This window comes from Cryobacterium sp. M15 (assembly GCF_002929675.1).
Lineage (GTDB): Bacteria > Actinomycetota > Actinomycetes > Actinomycetales > Microbacteriaceae > Cryobacterium > Cryobacterium lyxosi.
Map to the genome: position 1 here is coordinate 142,173 of NZ_PJJW01000036.1, position 23,253 is coordinate 165,425.

At 63.0% G+C, this 23,253-nt stretch carries 23 protein-coding genes and 3 tRNA genes; 9 read left to right on the forward strand and 17 right to left on the reverse strand.

The genetic code is table 11. The annotated features are described in order from the left end of the window. Positions 1-23: 23 nt before the first annotated feature. Positions 24-968 (reverse strand): 3-hydroxyisobutyrate dehydrogenase, encoded by a 945-nt coding sequence (gene mmsB, locus CXY83_RS08190; protein WP_104196876.1) that lies wholly within the window; start codon positions 966-968, stop codon positions 24-26. A 44-nt stretch (positions 969-1,012) separates the two neighbouring features. Here mmsB and CXY83_RS08195 point away from each other — a divergent pair, with 44 nt between their 5' ends. Then, on the forward strand, positions 1,013-2,032 hold the full coding sequence (locus CXY83_RS08195) for a LysR family transcriptional regulator (RefSeq protein WP_369831138.1): 1,020 nt from the start codon (positions 1,013-1,015) through the stop codon (positions 2,030-2,032). Positions 2,033-2,124: 92 nt separating this feature from the next. On the opposite strand, the gene CXY83_RS08200 is transcribed toward CXY83_RS08195, so the two are convergent. The 3 genes from CXY83_RS08200 to CXY83_RS08210 all read right to left on the reverse strand — a co-directional run bounded on the left by CXY83_RS08200 (position 2,125) and on the right by CXY83_RS08210 (position 4,883). Beyond that, positions 2,125-3,507 (reverse strand): MFS transporter, encoded by a 1,383-nt coding sequence (locus CXY83_RS08200; protein WP_304466232.1) that lies wholly within the window; start codon positions 3,505-3,507, stop codon positions 2,125-2,127. Between the two features lie 373 nt (positions 3,508-3,880). After that, positions 3,881-4,534: a response regulator transcription factor gene (locus tag CXY83_RS08205; protein ID WP_104196879.1), complete on the reverse strand. Its 654-nt coding sequence runs from the start codon at positions 4,532-4,534 to the stop codon at positions 3,881-3,883. Positions 4,535-4,550: 16 nt separating this feature from the next. After that, positions 4,551-4,883 (reverse strand): sensor histidine kinase, encoded by a 333-nt coding sequence (locus CXY83_RS08210; RefSeq protein ID WP_104196880.1) that lies wholly within the window; start codon positions 4,881-4,883, stop codon positions 4,551-4,553. Between CXY83_RS08210 and CXY83_RS08215 the strand changes: the two genes are divergently transcribed. Further along, entirely contained in the window at positions 4,876-5,337 is a 462-nt protein-coding gene (locus CXY83_RS08215) for a hypothetical protein (protein WP_158251864.1), read from the forward strand. The genes CXY83_RS08210 and CXY83_RS08215 overlap by 8 nt on opposite strands. A gap of 117 nt (positions 5,338-5,454) precedes the next feature. Here the strand turns inward: CXY83_RS08215 and CXY83_RS08220 are convergent, their stop codons facing one another. Then, a complete protein-coding gene (locus CXY83_RS08220; protein WP_158251865.1) occupies positions 5,455-5,910 on the reverse strand; it encodes an anthrone oxygenase family protein in 456 nt (151 codons plus the stop codon). Between the two features lie 160 nt (positions 5,911-6,070). On the opposite strand from CXY83_RS08220, the gene CXY83_RS08225 reads away from it, so the two are divergent. After that, entirely contained in the window at positions 6,071-6,442 is a 372-nt protein-coding gene (locus CXY83_RS08225) for a tyrosine-type recombinase/integrase (RefSeq protein WP_233200697.1), read from the forward strand. On the opposite strand, the gene CXY83_RS08230 is transcribed toward CXY83_RS08225, so the two are convergent. Beyond that, positions 6,440-6,513 (reverse strand) — tRNA-Met (locus tag CXY83_RS08230). The genes CXY83_RS08225 and CXY83_RS08230 overlap by 3 nt on opposite strands. A 31-nt stretch (positions 6,514-6,544) precedes the next feature. Further along, a tRNA-Thr gene (locus CXY83_RS08235) sits at positions 6,545-6,616 on the reverse strand. A 126-nt stretch (positions 6,617-6,742) separates the two neighbouring features. Between CXY83_RS08235 and CXY83_RS08240 the strand changes: the two genes are divergently transcribed. Together CXY83_RS08240 and CXY83_RS08245 are read left to right on the forward strand one after the other, a co-directional pair. Beyond that, on the forward strand, positions 6,743-8,443 hold the full coding sequence (locus CXY83_RS08240) for a glycoside hydrolase family 13 protein (RefSeq protein ID WP_104196884.1): 1,701 nt from the start codon (positions 6,743-6,745) through the stop codon (positions 8,441-8,443). Then, a complete protein-coding gene (locus CXY83_RS08245; protein WP_199184926.1) occupies positions 8,440-9,264 on the forward strand; it encodes a GTP pyrophosphokinase family protein in 825 nt (274 codons plus the stop codon). Before CXY83_RS08240 ends, CXY83_RS08245 begins: the two co-directional genes overlap by 4 nt. Before the next feature lie 163 nt (positions 9,265-9,427). On the opposite strand, the gene CXY83_RS18420 is transcribed toward CXY83_RS08245, so the two are convergent. The 3 genes from CXY83_RS18420 to CXY83_RS08260 all read right to left on the reverse strand — a co-directional run bounded on the left by CXY83_RS18420 (position 9,428) and on the right by CXY83_RS08260 (position 11,787). After that, entirely contained in the window at positions 9,428-10,615 is a 1,188-nt protein-coding gene (locus CXY83_RS18420; RefSeq protein WP_104196885.1) for a M23 family metallopeptidase, read from the reverse strand. Positions 10,616-10,796: 181 nt separating this feature from the next. Continuing rightward, on the reverse strand, positions 10,797-11,633 hold the full coding sequence (locus CXY83_RS08255) for an inositol monophosphatase family protein (protein WP_233200698.1): 837 nt from the start codon (positions 11,631-11,633) through the stop codon (positions 10,797-10,799). A gap of 72 nt (positions 11,634-11,705) precedes the next feature. After that, positions 11,706-11,787, reverse strand: a tRNA-Tyr gene (locus CXY83_RS08260). A gap of 314 nt (positions 11,788-12,101) precedes the next feature. Between CXY83_RS08260 and CXY83_RS08265 the strand changes: the two genes are divergently transcribed. Next, positions 12,102-12,590, forward strand: coding sequence for a YajQ family cyclic di-GMP-binding protein (locus CXY83_RS08265; protein WP_104126358.1), 489 nt, complete (start codon positions 12,102-12,104; stop codon positions 12,588-12,590). A 131-nt stretch (positions 12,591-12,721) separates the two neighbouring features. Here CXY83_RS08265 and CXY83_RS08270 read toward each other — a convergent pair whose 3' ends face one another. Genes CXY83_RS08270 through CXY83_RS08280 form a run of 3 tightly spaced genes read right to left on the reverse strand, consistent with a single transcriptional unit; the run spans position 12,722 to position 15,959 of the window. Further along, complete coding sequence (locus tag CXY83_RS08270; protein WP_104196887.1) at positions 12,722-14,104, reverse strand: FAD-dependent oxidoreductase; 1,383 nt, start codon at positions 14,102-14,104, stop codon at positions 12,722-12,724. Between the two features lie 60 nt (positions 14,105-14,164). Beyond that, a complete protein-coding gene (locus tag CXY83_RS08275) occupies positions 14,165-15,235 on the reverse strand; it encodes a polyprenyl synthetase family protein (RefSeq protein WP_104196888.1) in 1,071 nt (356 codons plus the stop codon). A 22-nt stretch (positions 15,236-15,257) separates the two neighbouring features. Next, complete coding sequence (locus tag CXY83_RS08280; protein WP_104196889.1) at positions 15,258-15,959, reverse strand: demethylmenaquinone methyltransferase; 702 nt, start codon at positions 15,957-15,959, stop codon at positions 15,258-15,260. A gap of 114 nt (positions 15,960-16,073) precedes the next feature. Between CXY83_RS08280 and CXY83_RS08285 the strand changes: the two genes are divergently transcribed. Further along, a complete protein-coding gene (locus CXY83_RS08285) occupies positions 16,074-17,270 on the forward strand; it encodes an isochorismate synthase (protein ID WP_104196945.1) in 1,197 nt (398 codons plus the stop codon). A 9-nt stretch (positions 17,271-17,279) separates the two neighbouring features. Here the strand turns inward: CXY83_RS08285 and menD are convergent, their stop codons facing one another. Next, positions 17,280-18,983 (reverse strand): 2-succinyl-5-enolpyruvyl-6-hydroxy-3-cyclohexene-1-carboxylic-acid synthase, encoded by a 1,704-nt coding sequence (gene menD, locus CXY83_RS08290; RefSeq protein ID WP_104196946.1) that lies wholly within the window; start codon positions 18,981-18,983, stop codon positions 17,280-17,282. After that, positions 18,976-19,452 carry a PLD nuclease N-terminal domain-containing protein gene (locus CXY83_RS08295; protein WP_104196890.1) on the reverse strand — a complete coding sequence of 159 codons (477 nt, stop codon included), beginning with the start codon at positions 19,450-19,452 and terminating at the stop codon, positions 18,976-18,978. The genes menD and CXY83_RS08295 overlap by 8 nt, the downstream gene beginning before the upstream one ends. A 72-nt stretch (positions 19,453-19,524) precedes the next feature. On the opposite strand from CXY83_RS08295, the gene CXY83_RS08300 reads away from it, so the two are divergent. Further along, positions 19,525-19,824 (forward strand): DUF4229 domain-containing protein, encoded by a 300-nt coding sequence (locus tag CXY83_RS08300; protein WP_104196891.1) that lies wholly within the window; start codon positions 19,525-19,527, stop codon positions 19,822-19,824. Here the strand turns inward: CXY83_RS08300 and CXY83_RS08305 are convergent. Beyond that, complete coding sequence (locus CXY83_RS08305) at positions 19,798-20,718, reverse strand: 1,4-dihydroxy-2-naphthoate polyprenyltransferase (protein WP_233200718.1); 921 nt, start codon at positions 20,716-20,718, stop codon at positions 19,798-19,800. The two genes, CXY83_RS08300 and CXY83_RS08305, sit on opposite strands and share 27 nt — an antisense overlap. A gap of 68 nt (positions 20,719-20,786) precedes the next feature. After that, positions 20,787-21,971, reverse strand: coding sequence for an AMP-binding protein (locus CXY83_RS08310; protein WP_369831139.1), 1,185 nt, complete (start codon positions 21,969-21,971; stop codon positions 20,787-20,789). A gap of 276 nt (positions 21,972-22,247) precedes the next feature. Between CXY83_RS08310 and CXY83_RS08315 the strand changes: the two genes are divergently transcribed. Beyond that, on the forward strand, positions 22,248-23,231 hold the full coding sequence (locus CXY83_RS08315; RefSeq protein ID WP_158251866.1) for an RNA polymerase sigma factor RpoD/SigA: 984 nt from the start codon (positions 22,248-22,250) through the stop codon (positions 23,229-23,231). Positions 23,232-23,253 lie beyond the last annotated feature (22 nt).

Below are 23,253 nucleotides of genomic sequence, written 5' to 3' on the forward strand. Positions count from 1 at the left end.
GGATGAGGTCACGACCGTTGTCATCAGCGGACCTGCGCTTGGGCTAGCGCCGGAATCTGTTCCGGTTCGGGTTCAGGAGCCAGGGTTCCGTCGACGAGCTTGACGATTATGGAGCAGTCTTTACGGCCCTGTTCAGCATCGAGAACGCGCTGGAACAATTGCTGCACATGCTCCCCAATCTCCAGTGGTGTATTCGTTGCCCGCGCGGCGGCGATAGCCAGGCCGATATCTTTATTAGCCAACTCCGTCGTGAACGTCGGTGCAAAAGCAGTGTTAGCGGCGGAGGATGCGACGACTCCGGCAATTGGATACCAGGTGCGCAGGGCCCAACTGTCACCGGAAGAAACCGACGCGATGTCCCAGAACACCTGCTTGTCAAGACCGAGACGATCGGCCAGAACGGCACCTTCAGCGGCCCCCGCGAGATTGATGAACAGCATGAGATTGTTGCAGATCTTCGCGGCCTGGCCTGTGGTAGCACCGCCGGTCGGAATGATGTTGGCAGACATCGACTCGATGAACGTGCTGGCAGCAGAGACGGCGTCGGGTTCCCCGCCGATCATGAACGTCAATGTTCCAGCCTGAGCACCGCTGATCCCGCCGGAAACGGGAGCGTCAACAAAACGGAATCCAGCCTCGGCTGCCGCATCGTGGAGCCTCTGCGCGGATTCGACGTCAATGGTGGAGGAATCGATAAGAAGGGTGCCGGGACTCACCGAGGCCAGCACGCCGCCTTCACCCAGATACACGGCAATGGCGTGCTCACCTTTGGGCAGCATGGTGAAGACGACCTCGGCGCCAGAGACAGCATCCGCGATGCTGCTTGCCGGTGTGAGGCCATTGGCGGCCGCGGCCGCGAGCGCCTGCGGACTCAGGTCGAAACCGCGCACTTCGTGCCCGTCCTTCACCAGGTTTGCCGTCATCGGGCCACCCATATTGCCCAGACCGATCCATCCAATTACAGCCATTCGCAAGCTCCTTTGCTCTTTTCCAGCGAGAACACACTTTCTGTATGACCACCCTCACACCGTGTTACGGTGCAATCAAGATAAAAAAATACAGACACCCTGTGCATTCATGCACAAATACGCTGATGTACCCATTGGCAGAAGGCCGGCGCGTGATGGTTGATTTCAAGCGGTTCCCGAGCCCGGATGATCTGCTCATCCTGCTCACCGTGGCGCGCTTGGGCCGCTTCACCGCCGTGGCCGAGGCGCTGGAAACCACCCACACCACCATTTCCCGCCGGATTCTGGCGCTGGACAAGCGGCTGGGTGGGCGTACCCTCGAGCGAAGCCCGCACGGATGGGAACTCACGGAGCTCGGAAACCAGGCAGTCCGTGCAGCGGAGATTATCGAGACCAGCCTGGGCGCTCTCACTTCAACACTCGCGCATGACGCGGATCCGCTTTTCGGACTCGTACGCATCAGCACGCCCGACGGCTTCGGCGCAGCTTTTGTCACCCCCGCCTTGGTCAAGCTTCAACAGCAACATCCCAAGCTGAATGTAGAGATGCTCAGCGCGACGAGAAAGATCAACCAGAACCGCTCCGGCGTCGACCTGGAAGTCGTGGTCGGCCCAATCGACTCGAGTAGAGCGCAGACGATCTTTCTGACGAACTATTTCATCCGGCTGTATGCCAGCCCCAAATACCTCGCCATGACAGGAACTCCACAGACTATTGATGACATCAAGGACCACAACTTTGTGTCCTATGTCGAGTCATCCCTCCAGGTCGCCGAGCTGGGGCATCGCTCGTCACAGTTACCAAATCCAGCCGCGAGCTTTCAATCCACCAGTATTTTCGCCCAGGTCGAAGCCGTGCGACGCCACAGCGGCATCGGATTGCTTCCATCTTTCATGGTGTCGGGGCGGCCGGATTTTGTCCCCGTGTTACCGGACTCTTTTCACCGAGAGCTGCCTATTTGGGCTGCCGCCCGCGCCGAGTCTCTTCGATCCATGGCCGTGAAGGCAGCAATTGAGGCCATCCAGCAGGAGATCTCCGAGCGCCGGAACGAACTGGCGGCCTAGCTCGCACGGCGGCCCCACCCGGTCTGTGGTTTTACAGATCTGCCTGCACCAGATCAGTGTGTCCGCAACCCCGGGCCCGTCTATCTGACGCTTTACCGTGCATCGGTGCGTTCTCGCAGCGCCGCCGTTTTTTCTAGGTCGGCTGCATCGACATCGTGAAGCGAGATTCCTCTCGTTTCTTTCATGGACACCACAGCGACCACCGTCACCGCACAGGCAACCAACAGATAAACGGCAATCGGCACCGATGACCCGGTGCCCCTCAGCAAAGCGGTGGCGATAATCGGGGCGAGCGAACCAGCCACGATCGACGTGACCTGGTACCCGAGTGAAACACCGGAATACCGCATGCGGGTGGGAAACATTTCCGACATGATTGAGGGCTGCCCGGCATACATCAGTGCGTGGAACACGAGGCCAATCGTGACGGCGATCATAATGATCAGTTCATCCGCGGTCTCCATCATGGGGAAGGCAAAGAATCCCCAGGTCGAGCCCAACACCGCGCCGGTCAAGTAGACGGGTTTCCGGCCAACCGCGTCGGAGAGTTTTCCGACCAGCGGAATAAGACAGAACTCAATTGCATGCGCGATGAGCATCAGCAACAAGATCTTGGCCGTGTCCATTTTGACCACCACCACCAGGTACGTGATCGAGAAGGTGACGACGAGGTAATACAGCACGTTTTCTGCAAATCGCAGTCCCATGGCGGTGAAGACACCGCGCGGGTAGCGTCGAAATACTTCAATGGCGCCGTAGCCCGGCGTGGGTGCAGCTTCAGCCTTCAAACGTGATTCTTCGAAGATCGGGGCATCCTGAACCTTCGTGCGAATGTAGTACCCGACAATGACGATTACCGCTGAGAGCCAAAATGCGACCCGCCAGCCCCAACTCAGGAACGCTTCCTCGGGCAGGGTTGCAGAAAGCCCGAGGAGAACGACGGTGGCCAGCAAGTTTCCTCCCGGAACGGCTGCCTGCGGCCAGCTGGCCCAGAACCCACGGGATTTGTTAGGACTGTGCTCCGCTACCAGCAATACCGCGCCACCCCATTCGCCGCCAACCGCGAAGCCCTGAGCGAATCGCAAGAACACCAAAAGCGCCGGCGCCCAATAGCCAACCTGATCAAACGTTGGCAAACATCCCATTAGGAACGAGGATACGCCGACCAAAACAATGGCAACCTGAAGCAATCGCTTGCGTCCAAACTTGTCACCAAAGTGGCCAAAGACGATTCCACCAATGGGACGAGCGAGAAAGCCGACGGCATAGGTCAGAAAGGCCGCAAGGATACCGTCAAGTTGCGAGCCGGCATTGGGAAAGAACACTTGGCCAAACACCAAAGTCGCCAGCGAGCCATACAGAAAGAATTCATACCATTCAACGATGGTGCCGGCCATTGAGGCCGCCACCACTTTCTTCAATCCTGTCGGTTTTTTCTCTGTACCACTCTGGCTTGTGGGAACTTGCGTGCTCAATTGAATCTCCTTCGGTGTCAGCTCTGACACTGCGCGGAATAGCGCATCCAACTCTATAAATGCGACGACAAAACCATCAATGAATCATTGAAAGTATTGCCGTGCCGTCAACATCACACAACGACGATTCATGCAGAGACTATCTGCATCAATGCACAAGGCTGCGAGCTGAATTTTGCGAGAGGTCAAGCAGACGCCACTGACACAACGTCGCCCACCGACAAGTAGTACCGCCCTTCCTCCGAAGTCGGTGCCGGCTGTGATCCCGAGCCGCGCAAGGGCAGCCGCTCACGCGCTTAGATTGTTCGGTCACCAGCCATGAGAACCGTGTAACACGGGAGAGCGCTGGGGAGCGCGCACCTGGACTGCCTGATCAGGTATTGAAATAGAGCAGCACGGCTTTGACGCGGCGGTGGCCGTCGTCGGGCGTCAGATCGAGTTTCGTGAAAATGCTTCCGATGTGTTTGGCGACGGCGGCTGTACTGACAACAAGTTGGCTGGCGATGGCTTGGTTTGCTAATCCTTCTGCCATGAGGGTAAGAACATCCCGTTCACGCGGGGTCAGAGATTCGATCGGACTTCCGGTCTTTCTGGCGAGGAGATGACGCACCATTTCCGGGTCGATGATGGTTCCGCCTGCCGCGACCGTTTCGAGGGCGCGGGAGAAATCGGAGATTCGGCCGATCCGGTCTTTGAGAAGATAGCCGACCGCTCCATCGTTTTCGGAGAGAAGCTGGGCGGCATATGCATCGGCGACGTATTGCGAAAGGACGAGGATCGGCACCGTTCCGTGTGATCGACGGATCTGAAGTGCCGCACGCAGGCCGTCATCCTGGTTGTTCGGTGGCATCCGCACGTCGGTGATCACCAGGTCGGGCAAGCGGTTTTCGTGCGCCGCGAGTGCAACGGCGTCGACGAGTCCTGGCGCATCGGTCGCGGTAGCGATGACGGTGTGTCCCAGTTTCTCAAGCAGACTGGTCAGGCTTTCTCGTAGCAGTGTGGAGTCTTCGGCCAGGATGATACGCATGGGGGCCTTGTTCTCGTCAGCCCGCGGCGATCGCGGTCAGGGTAGTAGCCGCGGGCAGGCGCAGTCGGAGCATCGTCGGACCGCCAGGAGGGCTGTCGATGTTCAGTGCTCCGCCGAGCGTTTCCGCGCGCTCTTTCAACCCGCGGATACCCGTTCCCAGCGTCTCGTCAGCACCACCGTGACCATTGTCGGTCACGGTCACGATGAGTTCATGGGCGGTGGTCTGCGCGGCTATGTGAATTATTGTCGCGGAGGAGTGTTTCACCGCATTCGTGATCGCCTCGCTGACCGTGAAGTACGCACATCCTTCTGAGGCGGCGGATGCTCTTTGAACCAGCGTGGTGATCACTCCGGTGCTCACCATTTTCACCGTTGCGATCGCTCCGCTGCTGTATCCCGCAGTGTTGATGGCGTGGACAGCGGTGCTGCCGGCCCGGGTCTCGTCGGCATGGTTCCTCGCGCGAAATCAGGCTCGTCACCATCTCGCGTATAGCACGGCCGCCATCACGCCACTTTTGGTAGGCATCAGCCTCTCGGCTGGTCTCTATACAGCGGCCGCCACACTCAACGACGCGTTCCGAATTCAAGGAACCGGAGGAAGCGCGGCTTTGCACGATAACGAGGTCACCCTCCTTCTCGGTGGTCCCCTCGTACTCGCGGCCGTTGCTGCAGCCATCGTGGTCTTCATGAGTAGCCGCACGCGCGGTCAAGAACTTGCACTCCTCCAAGCATCCGGGGCCACCCACCGCACGATTATCTTCACGGCCGCGCTTGAAGTTATGCGCACCCTCAGCTCCGAATAAAACCCCGGCACTCGTCGCGCCTCAATCGTTCGTATTTGCTCAACCGGATCGGTAATTTTCATCGTGACCGTGCGCCCAATGATGCCGTCATGAGGGTTCGCGCTCTAGTTAGAGGCGTTAGACCAGCGACGAGGCGAGAAACGCCGAGCCGGCGATCGCCAGCACGGCTCGAGTCGTATTTGCACGACTCCAACCTGCGTCAAAAGATCCCCACGCGTCAGCGGAGTCCGCATTGGATGGCCTGATCCGGGCCAGCGCGTTGTTCCGCGGCACGTTGAACAACATTGTCGTGGCGAAGGACGCCACTGTCAGGCCTGCGCCGATGACGCGAACGGGGACCATTTCGGCGCCAGCGTCCTGAAGCAGAGCGGTGACGGCTGCCGCGCACGCGGCCAGGGCACCCCCGAAGAAGACGATCATGAAGGGGGCACGGACGGCATTTTCGTTGACTCGTTGCATTACGGCCACGGCCTCAGGGGCGGAACGCAGTCGCAGGGTCGGAGACACGATTGTGGTGAACGTAAAGTAGACCCCTCCGGTGACACCGGCCCCGACCGCCGCTGCCGCCGTCACGGCGGTTCCGAACAGTTCCGTCCTGAGTGAGCCACTGATGCTTCGTGCCGCAGGCCCGTTGCGGCAACACGCCGCGGTCTCCGGTTAGAAGCACCACGCGGCCTCGTTGCACCGGGCCGACAGCAGGACAAGCCGGCGCACTTGGTGAAACGACCATGACTTGGTCGTTCCGACCATGCGTGGCAACATTCGAGATCCTCGTAATACCTCGCGCGACTGGCGGATGGCTCGCGACCGGATCGGATATCCGACGGTCACGACCCATAGCTTCCGCAAGACGGTGGTCACGACTTTGGACCAGTCAGGATTAAGCGCTCGGGAGATTGCCGAATACCTCGGGCACGCGAACTCGTCCCTGACCCAGGACGTCTACATGGCTAAGAACACGGGCGGTATTCGCGCGGCTGAAACGATGAATTCCCTGCTCGCCAGTTTAAATCTGCGGGGTTTATGCGGGGTTGGCCCGAAATCGGCGAAAAAATACCCCGGACTTCCGCAGAAGTCCGGGGCGAATTTAGTATGTACTGTGTAGCGGGAGCGGGAATTGAACCCGCGACACCACGATTATGAGCCGTGTGCTCTAACCAACTGAGCTACCCCGCCGCGACTTGTCGGCTGTTCGCTTCCAAGCCTGAGCCCCCTGTGGGAATCGGACCCACTACCTCTTCCTTACCAAGGAAGTGCTCTACCAATGAGCTAAGGGGGCAGAGCAACCAAAAAACAGTTGCAACGCCGCGTTTTTGGCAACCTAGAAACTTTATCACCCCGACAGGGCGCTCTAGACCACTCCCCACGCTACAGGCATACAGCGCCAATGCCGTAGCATTTTAGGATGACTGGCACCGAACTGACCCCTGGCACCGAATGGTGGCGCACCGCCGTCATCTATCAGATCTACCCCCGCTCGTTCGCCGACGCGAACGGTGATGGCATGGGAGACCTCGCCGGCATCAGTGCGCGACTGCCGCAGCTCAAAGACCTCGGCATTGATGCCATTTGGCTGTCACCTTTCTATACCTCGCCGCAACGCGACGCAGGTTACGACGTCTCCGACTACTGCAACGTCGACCCATTGTTCGGCACCCTCGACGACTTCGAAGTGCTGCAGCGCACCGCCCACGACCTCGGAATCCGAGTCATCGTCGACATCGTGCCCAATCACTCCTCGAGTGACCACGGCTGGTTCCAAGCTGCCCTCGCCGCCGGCCCTGGCAGCGAGGAGCGCGCCCGCTACACCTTCCGCGACGGCAAGGGCAAAAACGGCGAGCTACCGCCGAACAATTGGGAGTCCGTCTTCGGCGGCCTCGCCTGGACCCGCACGACCGATCCGGACGGCACCCCCGGCCAGTGGTACCTGCACCTGTTCGACAGCAGTCAGCCCGACTTCGACTGGGACAGCGAGTGGGTGCGCGAGCAGTTCCGTGCGGTGCTGCGCTTCTGGCTCGACCGCGGCGTCGACGGCTTTCGAGTGGATGTTGCGCACGGCATGATCAAGGCTCCCGGCCTCCCCGATTACACGCCTCCCGCCGAGGGCGGCAGCATGGGCGGGGCACCGGCATCCGCTCTCGAACCGGGGATCAGCGCCGAGACGCCGCTGACGGCCCCCTATTGGGCGCAGGACGGCGTGCACGAGATTTATCGCGACTGGCACCAGGTGCTCGCCGCTTACCCCGGCGACCGCGTTCTCGCGGCCGAAGCCTGGGTTGATCCGCTCAGCCAGATGGCCAAGTGGGTACGCCCAGACGAGATGCACCAGGCCTTCAACTTCGCCTACCTGGAGACCCCGTGGAACGCGCCGCAGCTGAAGAGCGTCATCGACGAGTCGCTTGAAGCTTTCGGCAACGTCGGGGCGCCGAGCACCTGGGTGCTCTCCAACCACGACGTCGTGCGCCACGCCTCCCGGCTCGCCCTCACCGGCGATAACCTGCAGGGTCACGGCATCGGCCCCAAGACGGTTGGTTTGCCCGACACTGTTCTGGGGCTGCGGCGCGCGCGGGCAGCATCGGCTTTAATGCTGTCGCTGCCCGGCTCGAGCTACCTGTATCAGGGCGAGGAACTCGGCTTGCCCGAGGCCGTCGATCTGCCCGACCATGCGCGCGAAGACCCCACCTGGTTTCGCACCAACGGCGAACGCTATGGGCGAGACGGATGCCGCGTGCCGATTCCGTGGGAAGCCGCCGGCGAGTCGTTCGGCTTCAGCACCGGAGAGAAGAGTTGGCTGCCACAGCCGGCCGAATGGGCCGGGCTCGCTCGCGACCAGCAAAACGGCGTGGCCGGATCAACCCTCGAGCTGTACAAGCTCGCGTTGCGACTGCGCCGGGAGCACTCCCTCGCCTCCGGCACGGTCGAGTGGATCGACGGCTTCGGCCCCGAGGTCGCGGCGTACCGTAATGGCGACGTGATTGTCGTGGCGAATACGGGGTCGGCATCCATTCAGTTGCCCGCTGGCGAGGTTCTGCTGGCGAGCGAAGAGCTCGTCAGTCGCACCCTGCCGGGCGATACGACGGCCTGGTTGCGCACCGTTCAACCATGACCACGTTCGACGATGCACCCGTCGGCAGCGCGGCCGGCGCAGGCAGCGTCGTCTCCCCCGACTCCGGCAGCGTCTCGCCTAGTACCTCTGCGAGCATCGCCGCCATGCGGGAGTTGAAGCTCGAACTGACCCGGTTCATGATGTCGTACAAGTTCGCGACCGACGAGATACTGACCAAGATCAATATTTTGAAGGAGGAATTCAGTGCGATTCACGACTATAGCCCGATCGAGCACGTCAGTTCTCGGCTCAAGTCGCCGGAGGGTATTCTCAAGAAGGCCATCCGCAAGGGGCACCCGCTCGAGCTGACCGGAATCCGCGACAATATCCAGGACATCGCCGGAATTCGCATCACCTGCAGCTTCATCTCCGACACCTACCGCGTTCGCGACATGCTCGCCGGGCAGCGCGACGTGACGGTGCTCCAAGTCAAGGACTATATCCGGGAACCGAAGGCTAACGGGTACCAGAGCCTGCACCTCATCGTCGCGATTCCGGTATTCATGTCCGACCGTGTGCAGCCAGTCACCGTCGAAATTCAGATCCGCACGATCGCGATGGACTTTTGGGCGAGCCTGGAACACAAGATTTACTACAAGTACAACGGCGCCGTGCCAGACACCCTGGTAGAAGACTTGCGGCAGGCAGCGGATGCCGCCAACCGGCTTGATGTGAAGATGGAACTGCTGCACGACCAGGTCGTGGCACTGGAACCCGTTACCGATGACGCCGATCTGTTCAGCTTCGACAGCGTGCCACCGTTTCCGCTGCCGAAGGGCCTGCTCGAGTCCTTCCTGCGCGGGCGTAGCGAGCCGAGCTAAACCGGCTGCGGCGGCGCCGTGAGCTGCCCGCCTACCGCCCATAACTCCTGCAATTTGCGGGCGTTCCGAAAAACTCCCGCGACTTTCCGCGCTTTCCCTGTTCGGACGCAAGAAATTGCAGGAGTTGTGCGCGCGCCAACGGGCGGCACTGACCCGAGGTGCGCTAGTTGGTGTTGGCGTAAAGCCAGGCGAGCGGGTCGATCTTGGTGCCGGTGATTCCGCCCTGACGAATCTCGAAGTGCAGGTGCGGGCCGGTCGACATCCCGGTACTGCCGGTCTTGCCGATGACTTGGCCAACCTTGACCACGTCACCCTCCGCGAAAAGCATCGATCCGTGGATCATGTGCGCGTAGACGCTGGTAACGAGCTCGCCATTGATCATGTGGTCGATCATCATGTGCACGCCGAGGCTGGCTTCACCGTCTTCGGCGTACCTGACCACACCGTCGGCGATGGCCTGGATCGGTGCGCCGAGGCCTGGGTTGAAGTCCTGGCCGCCGTGGTTCACCGAACAGCCGGCGCAATTGCGGTAGCCGATCTGGTCGCCGATATGAACACCAACGGCGAACGGCCACTGAATAGTTCCGTTCGGATTGTTAGTGAAGGTGTCTTCCATGCGGATACCGCTGGCTTCAGCAACCTCGGCGATGGTGCTCGACTTGTAGCCATCACGCACGACGGTAACGGTGTCACCGCCGGCCAGATCCATGCTCTGCATATCGTCAGTTGCCGGACCACGCTGCGATTCAAGAACGGATGCCTGCACGTCTTGTGACGACAGTAACGCTTCGGCCGGAATCGAGGTGGCGACGGCCATCAGAGCCACGAACGACATCGCGAGAACCGAAGCGCCTTTGGCCGCGCGCTTACGCATGGTGCTGCCGAGCGGTCGTGCACGCGGGGTGCGGCGGGGCAGCGCCCCGGCCGGAACGAAATCGCGTGCGGGGGCAAACGTCTCCCCCGACTTCTGCTCGATGCGATGGCGACGTGGCCGTTCACCGGCGGCGGGAATAACCGTCGGGATCGATTGGGTCACGCCAGGAGCCAGCAACGTCTCGTAGTCGGTGGGTCCTGCGTCGGCGACCGGTCGAGCCGCGACAATGCGGTCAGTCTCGATGACCACAACCGGTTCAAGGTCAGGCTCGGCCAGATCGGCCGTGACTATCAGATCGGCCGCAGGGCTGAGCCGCACGAGGTCATCGGCGGTTTCCGTGAATGGTGCGGTGACCGGTGATTCGAGTTGTGAGAACGCTACCCGCTCGCGTTCGCGACGTTCCCGACGGGTAAGCGCTGCCGGTTCTGCCGGGGGAAATGCGGTGCCGTCACTGTCACCGGACACGGTGGTGTCCATGGGTGGAGTGTGACGTGACAAAGTGCAGCTTTCGGCGTAGCGGACGGGATCTTGTGCTCAGTCTGAATAACGCCAAATGACGGAAAATCAATATAACGAATCAGTCAAGGGTAACGCGCAACCCTGAGAATACCAGAGGAAAGCGACCAATCACACCCAAAAGGGGGTAGTGGGCATAGTTTCAGCGGGGTCCCTCGTCAGGCGGGAAGCATTCGAAGAGCGCGGCGAGTACCGGTGAGAACTGATCGTAGAGGGCCGGATCTGCGGCGATGAGCAGGTCGCGGCCCTCGGCATCCGCGTGCAAAGCACCGACCCGAGCGCCGGCTTCCCGCGCGATCAGGGCACCGGCGGCGTGGTCCCAGGGGTTGAGTCCGCGTTCGAAATAGACGTCGAGACGCCCGCAGGCGACCGAGCAGAGGTCGAGTGCGGCCGACCCGATACGACGGATGTCCCGCACCTGGCCAATGAGACCACCCACGACTTTCGCCTGCCACACCCGCCGGGCCGCCTCGTAGCTGAAGCCGGTGCCGGCCAGGGCGAGCGAGAGCGGAACGTCGTGATTCACATGCAGGCGTTGGTCGCCCAGCCAGGCGCCAGAGCCCTTCGACGCGGTGAACACCTCGCGGAGGGCAGGGTTGACGACGGCGCCGGCGAGGGTGTTCCAGCTGGCCGGGTCGGGATCACCCTGCACAACGGCGATACTGACGGCGTAGAACGGAATGCCGTAGAGGTAGTTGACGGTGCCGTCGATGGGGTCGACCACCCAAGTGAGCCCGCTGGTGTGCGCGGATGCGTCGGATTCTTCGCCGTAAAACCCGTCGTTCGGTCGGGCGTCTGCGAGCAGGCCGCGAATGAGCAACTCGACCTCGCGGTCGGCCGCGGTGACGATGTCTTCGGGTGACGACTTCGAAGCTGCAATCTCGACCCCCTCGGTGCGACGCCGATGGGCGAGCGCGCCTGCGGTGAGGGCGACGGTGCGTGCAAGGTCGAGCAGCTCGGTCGGGGCGGGATACATCATCCCCACACGCTACAGGCAAGGCCTTAACCAGAACAGGCAGGCCCGAGGGCCTGCCTGTTCTGGTGATACTCGTGGCGAGTGCGAGGTTCGAACTCACGAAGGCTACGCCGTCTGATTTACAGTCAGATCCCTTTGGCCGCTTGGGTAACTCGCCAGGCGCTCCCGACCAGGTGTAATCACTTGACCGGAGACGCGGAGTTAACAATACAAGACGAAACGCCTCACCGAGAAATCAACGGGCGTCGAAATCGTGATGAGGCGTTTCCGGCACCCGGCGGGCAGCACTCCCCGGTTGGCCGGCGGGGTGCGCATCTTGGTCGACATGTCGCCGCCGATGCCGGTGAGGCCGCGATGTCGGCGGTATCCGCCGCCTACCCATTGCCGCTGTCCGAGACCTCAAAGGAGTGTTCGCGTGCGGTCTCTATCCGCGCACTTTTTGCACTCTCGCGGGTCGGATACCATGGGGGAATGGCAGATTCAACGTTCGACATCGTCAGCAAGGTCGACCCGATGGAGGTCGACAACGCCCTCAACCAGGCGCACAAAGAAGTCGCACAGCGCTACGACTTCAAGAACGTAGGAGCTTCGATCGCGATGAGCGGTGACAAGGTACTCATGAAGGCGAACACCGAGGAGCGCGTCAAAGCGATCCTCGAAGTGTTCGAGGCCAAGCTGATCAAGCGCGGCATCTCACTGCGCAGCCTCGACGCTGGCGAGCCGTTCGCCTCCGGCAAGGAATATCGCATTGAGACGAGCATGAAGGCCGGCATCGACCAGGAGAACGCGAAGAAGATCGGCAAGATCATTCGCGACGAGGGCCCCAAGGGCGTCAAGAGCCAAATTCAGGGTGACGAACTGCGGGTCAGCTCGAAGAGTCGCGATGATTTGCAGGCCGTGATGGCGCTGCTCAAGGGTAAAGACCTCGACGTGGCCCTGCAGTTCACAAACTTTCGCTAGCGAACCTCTCCGGCAAGGGAACTCCCTCGTCCTCTGTCCGCCAGGCCCACCTTGTGAACCGGGGCCCAGTTTATAAACTGGGCCTGCGGACGGGGCCCGGGCCCCGTTCGCAGAGGCGCGCACTCGGAGTGCTACTCGGCGCGCGACACCGCCACCATTTCATCGCGGTCCACAACCTTGATGCGAGTGCGGCCCACAGCCTCACCAAGCCCGAGTTCGTGCTGGTCGAGATTGTGCCAACCGTCTAGACCGGTGTATTTCACGCCGCGCGCATCGAGCAAGTCCACGATGCTCTCCTCCGACGGCGACTCGGGGCGCCACCAGTTCCCGAGGTCATTGATCAGGTGACGAATCGTTTCCATCGCGTCGCTCTTGGTGTGGCCGATCAGACCGACCGGCCCGCGTTTGATCCAGCCGGTCGCGTAGACGCCGTACATCTGCTGGTTGAACAGCCCGCCGGTGCCGGCCGACGGGTCACGGCGCAGCACCTGGCCCTCGCGGTTGGGAATGATGCCGCGCTTCTTGTCAAACGGCACGCCCGGCAATTCCGACCCGAAGTAGCCGACGGCTCGGTAGACGGCCTGCACCGGAATCTCGCGAATTTCGCCGGTGCCGACGACGCCGCCAGCGCCATCCGTTACGGTGCGTTCCCATCGGAACGCACCGACCCGGCCTGTACCGTCGTCGACCAACTCGACCGGCTTGGCGAAGAAGTGCATGTGCAGACGACGGCTGGCGGCGCCGGTCTCGCGGGCACGCCACTGGTTCAGCGTCTTATCGATCACGAAGACCTGTTTGTTGCTCGCGACGGCGGACTGGGCGGCCTCGTCGTACTCAAAGTCCTCGTCGTAGACGATCATGTCCACATCATTCAGCTCGCCCACCTCACGCAGTTCCAGCGGCGTGAATTTAACGGATGTCGGCCCACGCCGCCCGAATACGTGCACGTCGGTCACCGGTGACCCTTTCAACCCGTCGTATACGTTTCCGGGGATCTCCGTCGGAAGCAGGTCGTCGGCGTGCTTGATGAGCATGCGCGACACGTCGAGGGCCACGTTACCGTTGCCGATCACGGCGATCTCGCGTGCGTGAAGCGGCCAGGTGCGCGGTACGTCGGGATGGCCATCGAACCAGCTCACGAAGTCGGCGGCGCCGTATGAACCGATCAGGGACGCGCCTGGAATATTGAGGTCGGCATCCTGCACGGCGCCGGTCGCGAAGATGACCGCGTTGTAGTGTTTCTTGAGGTCGTCGAGGGTGACGTCCACTCCGAACCGCACGTTGCCGAACACGCGAATATCACCACTGTCGAGCACGCCCCGCAGAGCGGTGATGATGCCCTTGATGCGGGGGTGGTCGGGGGCGACGCCGTAGCGCACGAGGCCATACGGCGCCGGCAGGTGGTCGAACAGGTCGATCGAGACCTCGAAGTTGCGCTCGGCTTTGAGCAGAATATCGGCGGCATAGATGCCCGCCGGTCCTGCACCGACGATGGCCAGTCTCAATTTGGTCACTGAAGATTCCTTACTGCGCGGGCCGGCCGGGCCCAAGCCCACGCCCGCTCTTGAATGGATCTAGCTGGAGCGCTCGACGATGGACTCGGCGAATCGGGTGAGGGCTTTCTTGACCGAACCATTCGGCAGCGGAGCGAGGGCGGCAACGGCGTCGCGGGCCCAGCCGTGTGCCTCGGCCAGGGTTTCGGCCGTGACAGCGTGCTCGCGCAGCGCGGTGATTGCCGCGTCCGCTTCCGCGCCCTGTTGCGCACCGGCCGTCATCACGTCACGTTCCAGCCGCTCCAGCAGATCAGCGGATGCCCCATCGCTCGCGGCACGTTCGCGCAATCGAAGCACCGGAAGCGTGACCACACCGGCCCGCAAGTCCGTTCCCGGCACTTTGCCCGTCTCCTGCGGCTGCGGTGACAAATCGAGCACATCGTCGATGAGCTGAAAGGCAACGCCGATCTTCTCACCGAAGTCCACGACCGGCTGCTCGTACTCGGCCGGGGCGTTGGAGAACACCACACCGCCCTGGGCGGCCGCGGCGATGAGCGAACCGGTCTTTCCCGCGAGCACCTGAATATAGTGCGCGACCGGATCTTCCCCAGCGCGCGGGCCCACCGTCTCCTGAAACTGACCGAGCACAAGGCGCTCGAACGTGGTCGCCTGCAGTTTGATGGCGCGTTCACCGAGCCGGGCCATCAGCTGGCTGGCACGGGCGAACAGCAGGTCACCCGTGAGAATGGCAATGGAGTTGCCCCAGACGGTTTGCGCGCTCGGCACGCCGCGGCGCTTATCCGCGTCGTCCATGACATCGTCGTGATAGAGCGAGGCCAGATGGGTCAGTTCGATGGCTGTGGCTGCGGTGACAACGTCGGGCACAACGCCCCCGCCCAGGTGCGCGGTGAGCAGCGCGAGCATGGGACGCACGCGTTTTCCACCGGCATTGAGCAGGTAACGGCTGGTGACGGTAGCGATTTCGTTGGCGTAGACGAGCTCATCAATGAGCGCCGCTTCGACCTTTTCGATGCCGGCATCGATATTCGCCGCCAAGCCGCGGTCGGCGGAAGTCGAGAAAATACGTTCGCCGAGGCCCGCCTGGCTGGTCACCGACGCGGTGCGTCGAATCACGGGGACTCTGGATTTCACGTAAGACAGCCTATCGATTTGGTCAGGGCTTGGTTCCGCGGTGCAGGGCCACGATGCCGAGGGTGAGGTTGCGGTAGGCGACGGCAGAGTATCCGGCTGAGCGCAGCCATCCGCTGAGCACCCGCTGGGTCGGCCACGCCGCGATGGACTCGCCGAGGTAGTCGTAGGCTTCGGCGTTGGAGGACGCGAGGCGCACGACGCGCGGCATGACGTGATTGAGATAGGCAAAGTAGCTCTGGCGAACCAGCGTCAATGGTGGAGTCGAGAACTCGCAGATGACGACGCGCCCGCCGGGCTTGGTCACGCGGTAAAACTCGGCCAGGGCTTTCTTCGGCTCGACCACGTTGCGCAGTCCGAACGAGATGGTGACGGCGTCGAACTCGTTGTCCTGGAAGGGAAGGGCGGTCGCATCAGCCTGCACGAAGTCGATGTGTTCATTGTGGGCGTGGCGAGCCCGACCGACCTCGATCATCCCGGCCGAGAAGTCGGCGGCGACGACGTGGGCTCCGCTGTGGGCGAGAGCCGCGCTCGAGGTGCCCGTACCGGCCGCGATGTCGAGGATGCGTTCGCCCGGTTGCGGGTTGACTGCCTTGGTGGTGGCCATGCGCCAGAGCGACGCGTTGCCGACCGACAGCAGCGTGTTCGTGCGGTCATAGTGGGCGGCGACCTCGTCGAACATGGCAGCCACCTGCGCCGGCCGTTTGTTCAGGTCTGCTCTATTCACCCCATCATTCTAGGATGCATAGGCCCGCCGAAACTGCACGGTTGCCGGGGCATACGCGTGCGGGCGTAGGCTACAGAAGTGAATGTGCGGGCCTTGACGGTCGAAACCTCCCCGATGGCCGATATCCGCCAACTGATCCTGCTACTCGATCGCCGTACGCCCCTACTCTGGATGCGTCGCAACCAGGGCCTGGCCGGCATCGGCTGCGCGCTGCGACTCGAGTTTTCCGGCCCGACCCGCATGACGGATGCCGCGGCCGCCTGGAAACAGGTCGTCGCCTTGGCCACCGTGACAGACCCCCTCGCCCGCGCCGGGAGCGGGCTGCTCGCCTTCGGTGCTTTCGCCTTCGATGAGACGTCTGCCGAGACCAGCGTGCTCATCGTTCCCGAGATCATCGTCGGCCGCCAAGACGGCCACTGCTGGGTGACGCGCATCTGGGAGACCGGGCAGAGCGCTCCCGAAAACCCGCTGACGCTGCATCCACTCGGCGACGAGTACCGCATCGCCCTGCTGCCCGGCACGCTGCCCCCCGAGGATTTTCGCACAGCCGTCAGCTCGGGCGTCTCGCGGATTCAAAGTCAACGGGTCAATAAGGTCGTGCTCGCTCGCGACCTGGTCGGGCGGGTGCCGGCCGAGTCCGACCTGCGCCGCGCCATCACCAAACTCGCGCTGGGTTACCCGGACTGCTGGACCTACGCCGTCGACGGCCTCATCGGGTCGAGCCCCGAAACTCTTATTCGCGCCGACCACGGTTCGGTCAACGCCCGCGTGTTGGCCGGCACGATCTCCCGGGGAGCGGATGCCGAGGAAGATCGCGAGGCGGCCCTCACCCTGGCGACCTCCTCGAAAGACGGTGACGAGCACGAATTTGCCGTGCAGAGCGTGCTCAAGTCGCTCCGCCCGCACACCTCGGCGCTCGCCACGAGCGAGATTCCGTTCACGCTGAAACTCCCCAATCTCTGGCACCTCGCGACCGATCTGGAAGGTACCTTGAGCGACGGGTCGACGTCTCTCGATTTGATCGCAGCGTTGCACCCGACTGCTGCAGTCGCCGGAACCCCGACCGACGCGGCTCTGGCCCTGATTCGCGAACTTGAACCGTTCGACCGTGGCCGCTACGCCGGACCGGTCGGCTGGGTGGGCGCCGACGGCGACGGCGAGTGGGCGATTGCGCTGCGCTGCGCGCAGGTAGTACCCGCCGGCGGCATCACCGCGTACGCCGGCTGCGGCATCGTGCTGGACTCCGACCCCGACCGGGAGCTCGCCGAGACCAAAATGAAGTTCCGTCCCATCGTCGAAGCCTTCGGTTGATTCGAGCCGCTAACGAACTAGCGGAACCTCGAGGATGCTGGGGCGGGTAGGGGCGCCGGTGAGGGCGCGCTCCAACTCGCTTCTCGTGGCAGCAATTTCATAGTCCCAGCCGTAGGCGGCGGCGAGCGCCTTCAGATCGACGCTGCGCGGGGTGTAGAGCACCCGCTCCATCGCGGCGGCCGAAGCCGTCGCGGCGACCTCCAGGCCGTCGAAGATGCTGCCACCACCGTCAACGCCGACGATGACCTGCAGCCGGGGTTCTGGTTCGCCCGGGGCGAGCAGCAGCGAACCGACATCGTGAAGAAAGGTGAGGTCGCCCATCAGAACCCGGGTCACGCCGACCGAACGCGGCTCGGGCTCGGCCTGGCTGGCCAGCGCCACCCCGAGCGCGGTGGAAATCGTGCCGTCGATACCGGCCAGTCCACGGTTGGACAGCACGGTGATCTTCTTGCCGGGGACGCGCTTATCGGCCTCCCGGATCAGCCGGGACGCGCCGAGCACGAGCCGGTCGTGCGGCCACGATGCACGCCAGACCGCGTCGACGAGCAGCGTCCTCGTCAGCGGGGCTCGCAAAATTGCCAATTCAGCGCGGGTTATGCCGCGCTTATCGATCGGTGCCCGGCCTTCATCAGCCGCGGCCTCTGCAAGAGCCCTGTTGGTCATGACCCAGCGGCCGAGCCATTCCCGTGCCGCGGGCGTCTGGGCCGCCAGCACACACTCAGCGTCCGCGCCGATCGAACGGGTGAAAGCGCGTGCAGCATGGGCCGGGTTGTACCATTCGAGTCCGGTCGTTGCGACAATGATGGTCTCGACACCGTCACGGGCGATGAGAGCCGGAATCTCCCGACTGAGGGTGGGATGGCCGAATACGACCACCCGTTCCACCTGGCCGCCGAGATCGGCGGCAGCGAGTAGTTCCCGGTAGTGCACGATCAAATTCCGGCCGAACCGAGCGCCGCTCGATACTTCGGCCAGCAACGGCCAGCCACCGGCGTGGGCCAGCTCTTCGGCCTCAGGTCCGGCACCATCGCCGGCCACGACGACCGTGCGTAGTCCCGGCGCGAGGAGCATGGCCGGCCCATCACTTGATGTAGACGGGGTTACGCGGATAGAGCGTGCCATCAGGGTAGGGCGGGCAGGCCGCGCAGCCGACAGCGGCTCGCGAAAGGCCAGGTTGAGTTGTGCCGGGCCGGGAGCTGCGGTCGAACCGCCGGTTGCAGCATCCATTGCCTGCCGTGCCAGCGCCACGGCGATGCCCTCCTCATCGGGCTCACCGACCGGCGCCGGAACATCGAGGCACAGCCGGGTGGCGACCCCAAACAGGCCTGACTGTACGGTGGTCTGGTTCGAGCGGATGCCACGCAGCTCGGCCGGGCGGTCGGCCGTCAGTAAAATCATGGGCACCCCGGCATGGTGCGCCTCGAGCACGGCCGGGTGCAGGTTGGCGACCGCCGTGCCCGACGTCACCACAACGAGCGCTGGCAGGCCGGTTTCGAGGGCAAGGCCCACGCTGAGAAAGCCCGCGCTGCGCTCGTCGGTGCGCACGTGTAAGCGGATGCTCCCGGCCTGTTCCAGCGCCGCCGCGGCCAAGGCGAGCGCCTGCGAGCGCGCTCCGGGACAGAGCACCAGATCACGAACCCCCAGCCGAACGAATTCGTCCAGAAGCGCGAAGCTGAAATCGGTCGCCGGGCTGCTCTTGAGGCTTTCAGGCATCCCGCCGGCCAGGCTGCTCGCCTTCACCCGGTTCGTTCTTCTTTTTCTTCTTCGTCGTTTCCCCGGGAGTTGGGTCGTTCTTGTCGAGGTCCGCGAGGTCCTGCTCCATACGGCGAATGCGTTCCTGCTGGTCTTTCTCGTTGAAGGGACGGTTTTGGCCGGTGTCGGATTTCGCGTTGCCGCCGTTGAGACCGGCGCCGTCAGGACCATCGCTGTTCAGTCCGCGCAGAAACTCTAGGTCGTCATCGGGCGCCACCGAACGAAAGGACCGGGTCACAGGAGTAGAGCGTCCGTGGCCGACGAGGAGCCACAGCAATGGGCCGATCAGCGGCACGAGAACAATGACGAAGATCCAGACCCAGCGCGGCAATCCGCGAATGCGTTTGCGGTCGAACATTGCACAGTCCACAAGGGTATAGACGGTGAGGATGACGAGGGCCAGTCCTAGTCCGATCAAGAGCTTGGGCATACCTAGATTGTAAGCCGCTTGACCGTGAGAGACATGTGCGCCTACTCAGCCGCGGCATTCTAAGCTTGATCTATGAAATTCCTGCCCCCTTGGCTGCACTACTCCATATTGCGCGTCCTAATGTTTGTCGTACCGCTCGCAATCCTCCTGGCCCTGGGGCTCTGGCCCTGGGCGTCCGCTGTGATCGCCGCGCTGGTCGGCCTGTGCTTGTCCTACCTTCTGCTGGGCAAGTCCCGCGCAAGTGTTGCCCGCGACCTCTACCACGCGCGACACCCCGACAAGCAGACCGCCAACCCGGATTCTGAGATCGAGGACTCGCTGATGAGCGCCCAGGAACGTGTCAAGTCAGAACGCGAAGGCAAGTCCCAGTAGCAGGCCGTAGGCCAGCGCCGCGAGGCTCGTCAGCTTGAGGGCGAGGATGAATTCCTTCGCGGACGTGGCGGTGATCGTGATGAGGCAGGCCGGCAGAGCCAGCAGCAGCACGAAGAAGGTGAAGATTCCGAGCGGATAGATCAGGCTGAAAAGACCCGCGATCACGAACGGCAGCAGCAAGAAAATGGAGAAGACGACCCGGGAGGCCGTGCTTCCGATTCGCACCGCGAGGGTGCGCTTGCCGGCGGCCTTGTCTGGCACGATGTCGCGCAGGTTGTTGACCATGAGCACGGCACAGGCGATCAGCCCCATCGCCACACCACCGAGAACGCTCTCGGTGGTGAAGTCGCCCACCTGCACATAGGTCGTACCCGCGGTGGCTACGAGACCGAAGAACACGAACACGAACACTTCACCAAGACCCTGGTAGCCGTAGGGCTTCTTGCCGCCGGTATAGAACCACGCCGCGGCGAGGGCCACGACGCCAACGAGCAATAGCCACCAGTACTGGGTCAGGATGACGAGCGTGACGCCAGCCACGGCAGCGAGGCCAAAGAAGATCAGGGCCACGCGCAGCACGGTGCGCGGATTGGCGACGCCGCCGCCGGTGAGCCGGGCTGGTCCGACCCGAAAGGCGTCGGTGCCTCGAATGCCGTCGGAATAGTCATTGGCATAGTTGACGCCGATCTGCAGGAGCAGCGCCACGGCGAGTGCGAGCAGCGCGCGCACCGGATGGTAGACGCCGGGTCCGCTCGCCACGATGGCGGCGCCGGTACCGAGCAGCACCGGAGCAACGGCGAGCGGCAGAGTGCGCAGGCGTGCGCCCGATACCCAGTCGGCGGCGGTGGCCGGTTTGACCGCGGCCGGTCCCTTGCGGGGTGGTCCGTTTTTGATGGCCGGATGGCCCGATTTGCCGCTGGTCTTTCTGGCGGGATCAAGACCAGCCAGCTTCGCCGCGGGGTTCAATCGTTGTTGTTTGGGCCTGACCGGCCGAGCTCCTTGTGCCACGCCCCCATGTTACTGGGCAGCGCAGTACTGGCCAGCGTGCGCCGGTCGGGCTTGCCCGAAGTCAGTAACGGGATCGCCGCCACCAGCACGACGCGTGCAGGCCGGGCTGCACGCCCGAGCGCCGCCACAACGGATGCCGCCACGTCGGAAAAGTTCAAGGGGTCGCCCCCGGTCACTACGACCGGAACCTGCCCCCACTCGTCGTCGTCGGCCCCGATCACGACAGCCTGCTCGAAACCGGCGCAGGACCGCACGATGCCTTCGACGGCATCGAGTGACACCTTCTCGCCGCCCGAAATGATCACGTTGTCGGCGCGACCCAGAACCGTGACCCGAGCGGTTATCGGGTCGATTTCGCCGAGGTCGCCGGTGCGGTACCAGCGCACACCGTGCTCCACCAGAAAGCGCTCATCGGTGCGCGTTTCATCGCCGAGATAGCCCTCAGCGAGCACGGAGCCCGATAGTTCGAGCTGCCCGTCGACAACCCGCACGAGGGTGTCACCGATCGGAATACCATCGTAGATACAGCCGCCAGCGGTCTCCGACGACCCGTAAGTGCGCACGACTGGCACGTTCAACTCAGCTGCCCGCGCAATGAGATCGGGCCTGATCGCCTGCCCGCCGACCAGAATAGCGGTGAAGCGACGCAGCACAGCCAGCAGTGCCGGGTCATCCGCTGCGTCAAGCAGGCGGGCCAGCTGCACCGGCACCAGCGCGGTGAAGCGCAGGGGCTCGGTCATGGTCTCGGCTAGCCGAAGAAAGTCCTCCGGATCGAAGTGGCCCGGCGGAAGCACGAGCGGATTGGTTTCGGCGGCGATCGAGCGCACGAGCACCTGCACCCCGGCGATGTAGTGCACGGGTAGAGCGAGCAGCCATTGTCCGGTCCCGCCGAGGGCAACAGCCGAGGCTGCGGCGCTGGCCAGCAGTGCGTTGGTGGCGAGCATGACCCGTTTCGGCGTGCCGGTCGACCCGGAGGTTTCGATCACAACCGCGACCCGTATCGGCACGTCTTCGAGAACCATTCCACCACCTGTCGGCATCGGCATCAGTGCCGGTCCGTTGCCCGCGAGTGCATCCCTCAGCGCCGCGAGAAAGGCGGGCGGATCCTCCGGCACGAGAGCCCGCAGCGGCTTCACCACGGCGCTGCTGCGTCGCTTGGGCGCCCGGAGGAGAAATCATGCACCCGTTCACTCATAGTGCCAGCCTACGCGGCGCCAGCATTGACTTTTCGAATTTTCCAACTCGTAAGATTGGGGATTGAGAAGACGAAAAAACCTCAGGTAATGTGGAATAAGCAAGAAGTCAACCCCTTGTCGTCCACCCCGTTCGGGGGTGTACTAATGACTTGGAAAGTACGGGGAGGTCGCCATGAACATCACGCGAGGTACGAAAACCACATGCGGGGGCTCGTAACGATGACTACCACCGCTCAGGAACCACGAACGACCCCCGCGTCGCCTCGCCGATCAGCCTCGCCGGGAAACTACGCCGCCGCGTCGACGGATGCTTTCGGCGACTACCTGCGCCGCATCGGCAAGGGGGCCTTACTCAACGCCGAGCAGGAAGTTGATCTGGCGCGCCGCATCGAGGTCGGACTCTTCGCTGAGGCCAGGCTGCTGCAGGGCGACGGTGCCAGTACTCGTGACTCGGCCGAAGAGCGCGAACTGTCCTGGCTTGTGCACGACGGGTGCCGCGCCAAAAATCAGTTCATCGAGGCCAACCTGCGTTTGGTCGTGAGCATTGCCAAGCACTATTCCGGCCGCGGAGTGCCCATCATGGACCTCGTGCAGGACGGCAACATGGGGCTCGTTCGTGCCGTCGAAAAGTACGACTTCATGACCGGCTACAAATTCTCCACCTACGCCACTTGGTGGATTCGCCAGGCAATCCACCGCGGCATGGCCGACAAATCCCGCATGATCCGCATCCCGGTGCACACCGCCGAAAAGCTCAACAAAATCAAGCGCATCCGACGCGACCTGACCAGCATGCTCGACCGTGACCCCACGGCACGTGAAATCGGCGAAGCCGCCCAGCTTCCCGTTCGCGACGTGCTGCGTCTCTTGCAATACGACAACGAACCGATCTCCCTGCATACTCCGGTCGGTGATGGCGCCGGCGATATGGCCGAACTGATCATTGATGACGACCTCCCCCAACCCGACGAACACGCCACGCTGACGCTGCGGGCGGCAGACATCCGCTACTTTCTCGACACGCTGCCGCCCCGGGAACGTTCTATTTTGCGCGCCAGGTTCGGCCTCGACGGTAATGAACCGCGCACCCTCGACCAGATCGCCCACACTGAGGGCGTCACCCGGGAACGGGTGCGTCAGATTGAGAAGCGTGCCCTCGCCCTGCTGCACGTGCCACGGTTGGAGCATTATCTGCGGGACTAAGCGCCGACCGTATCGATTGCAC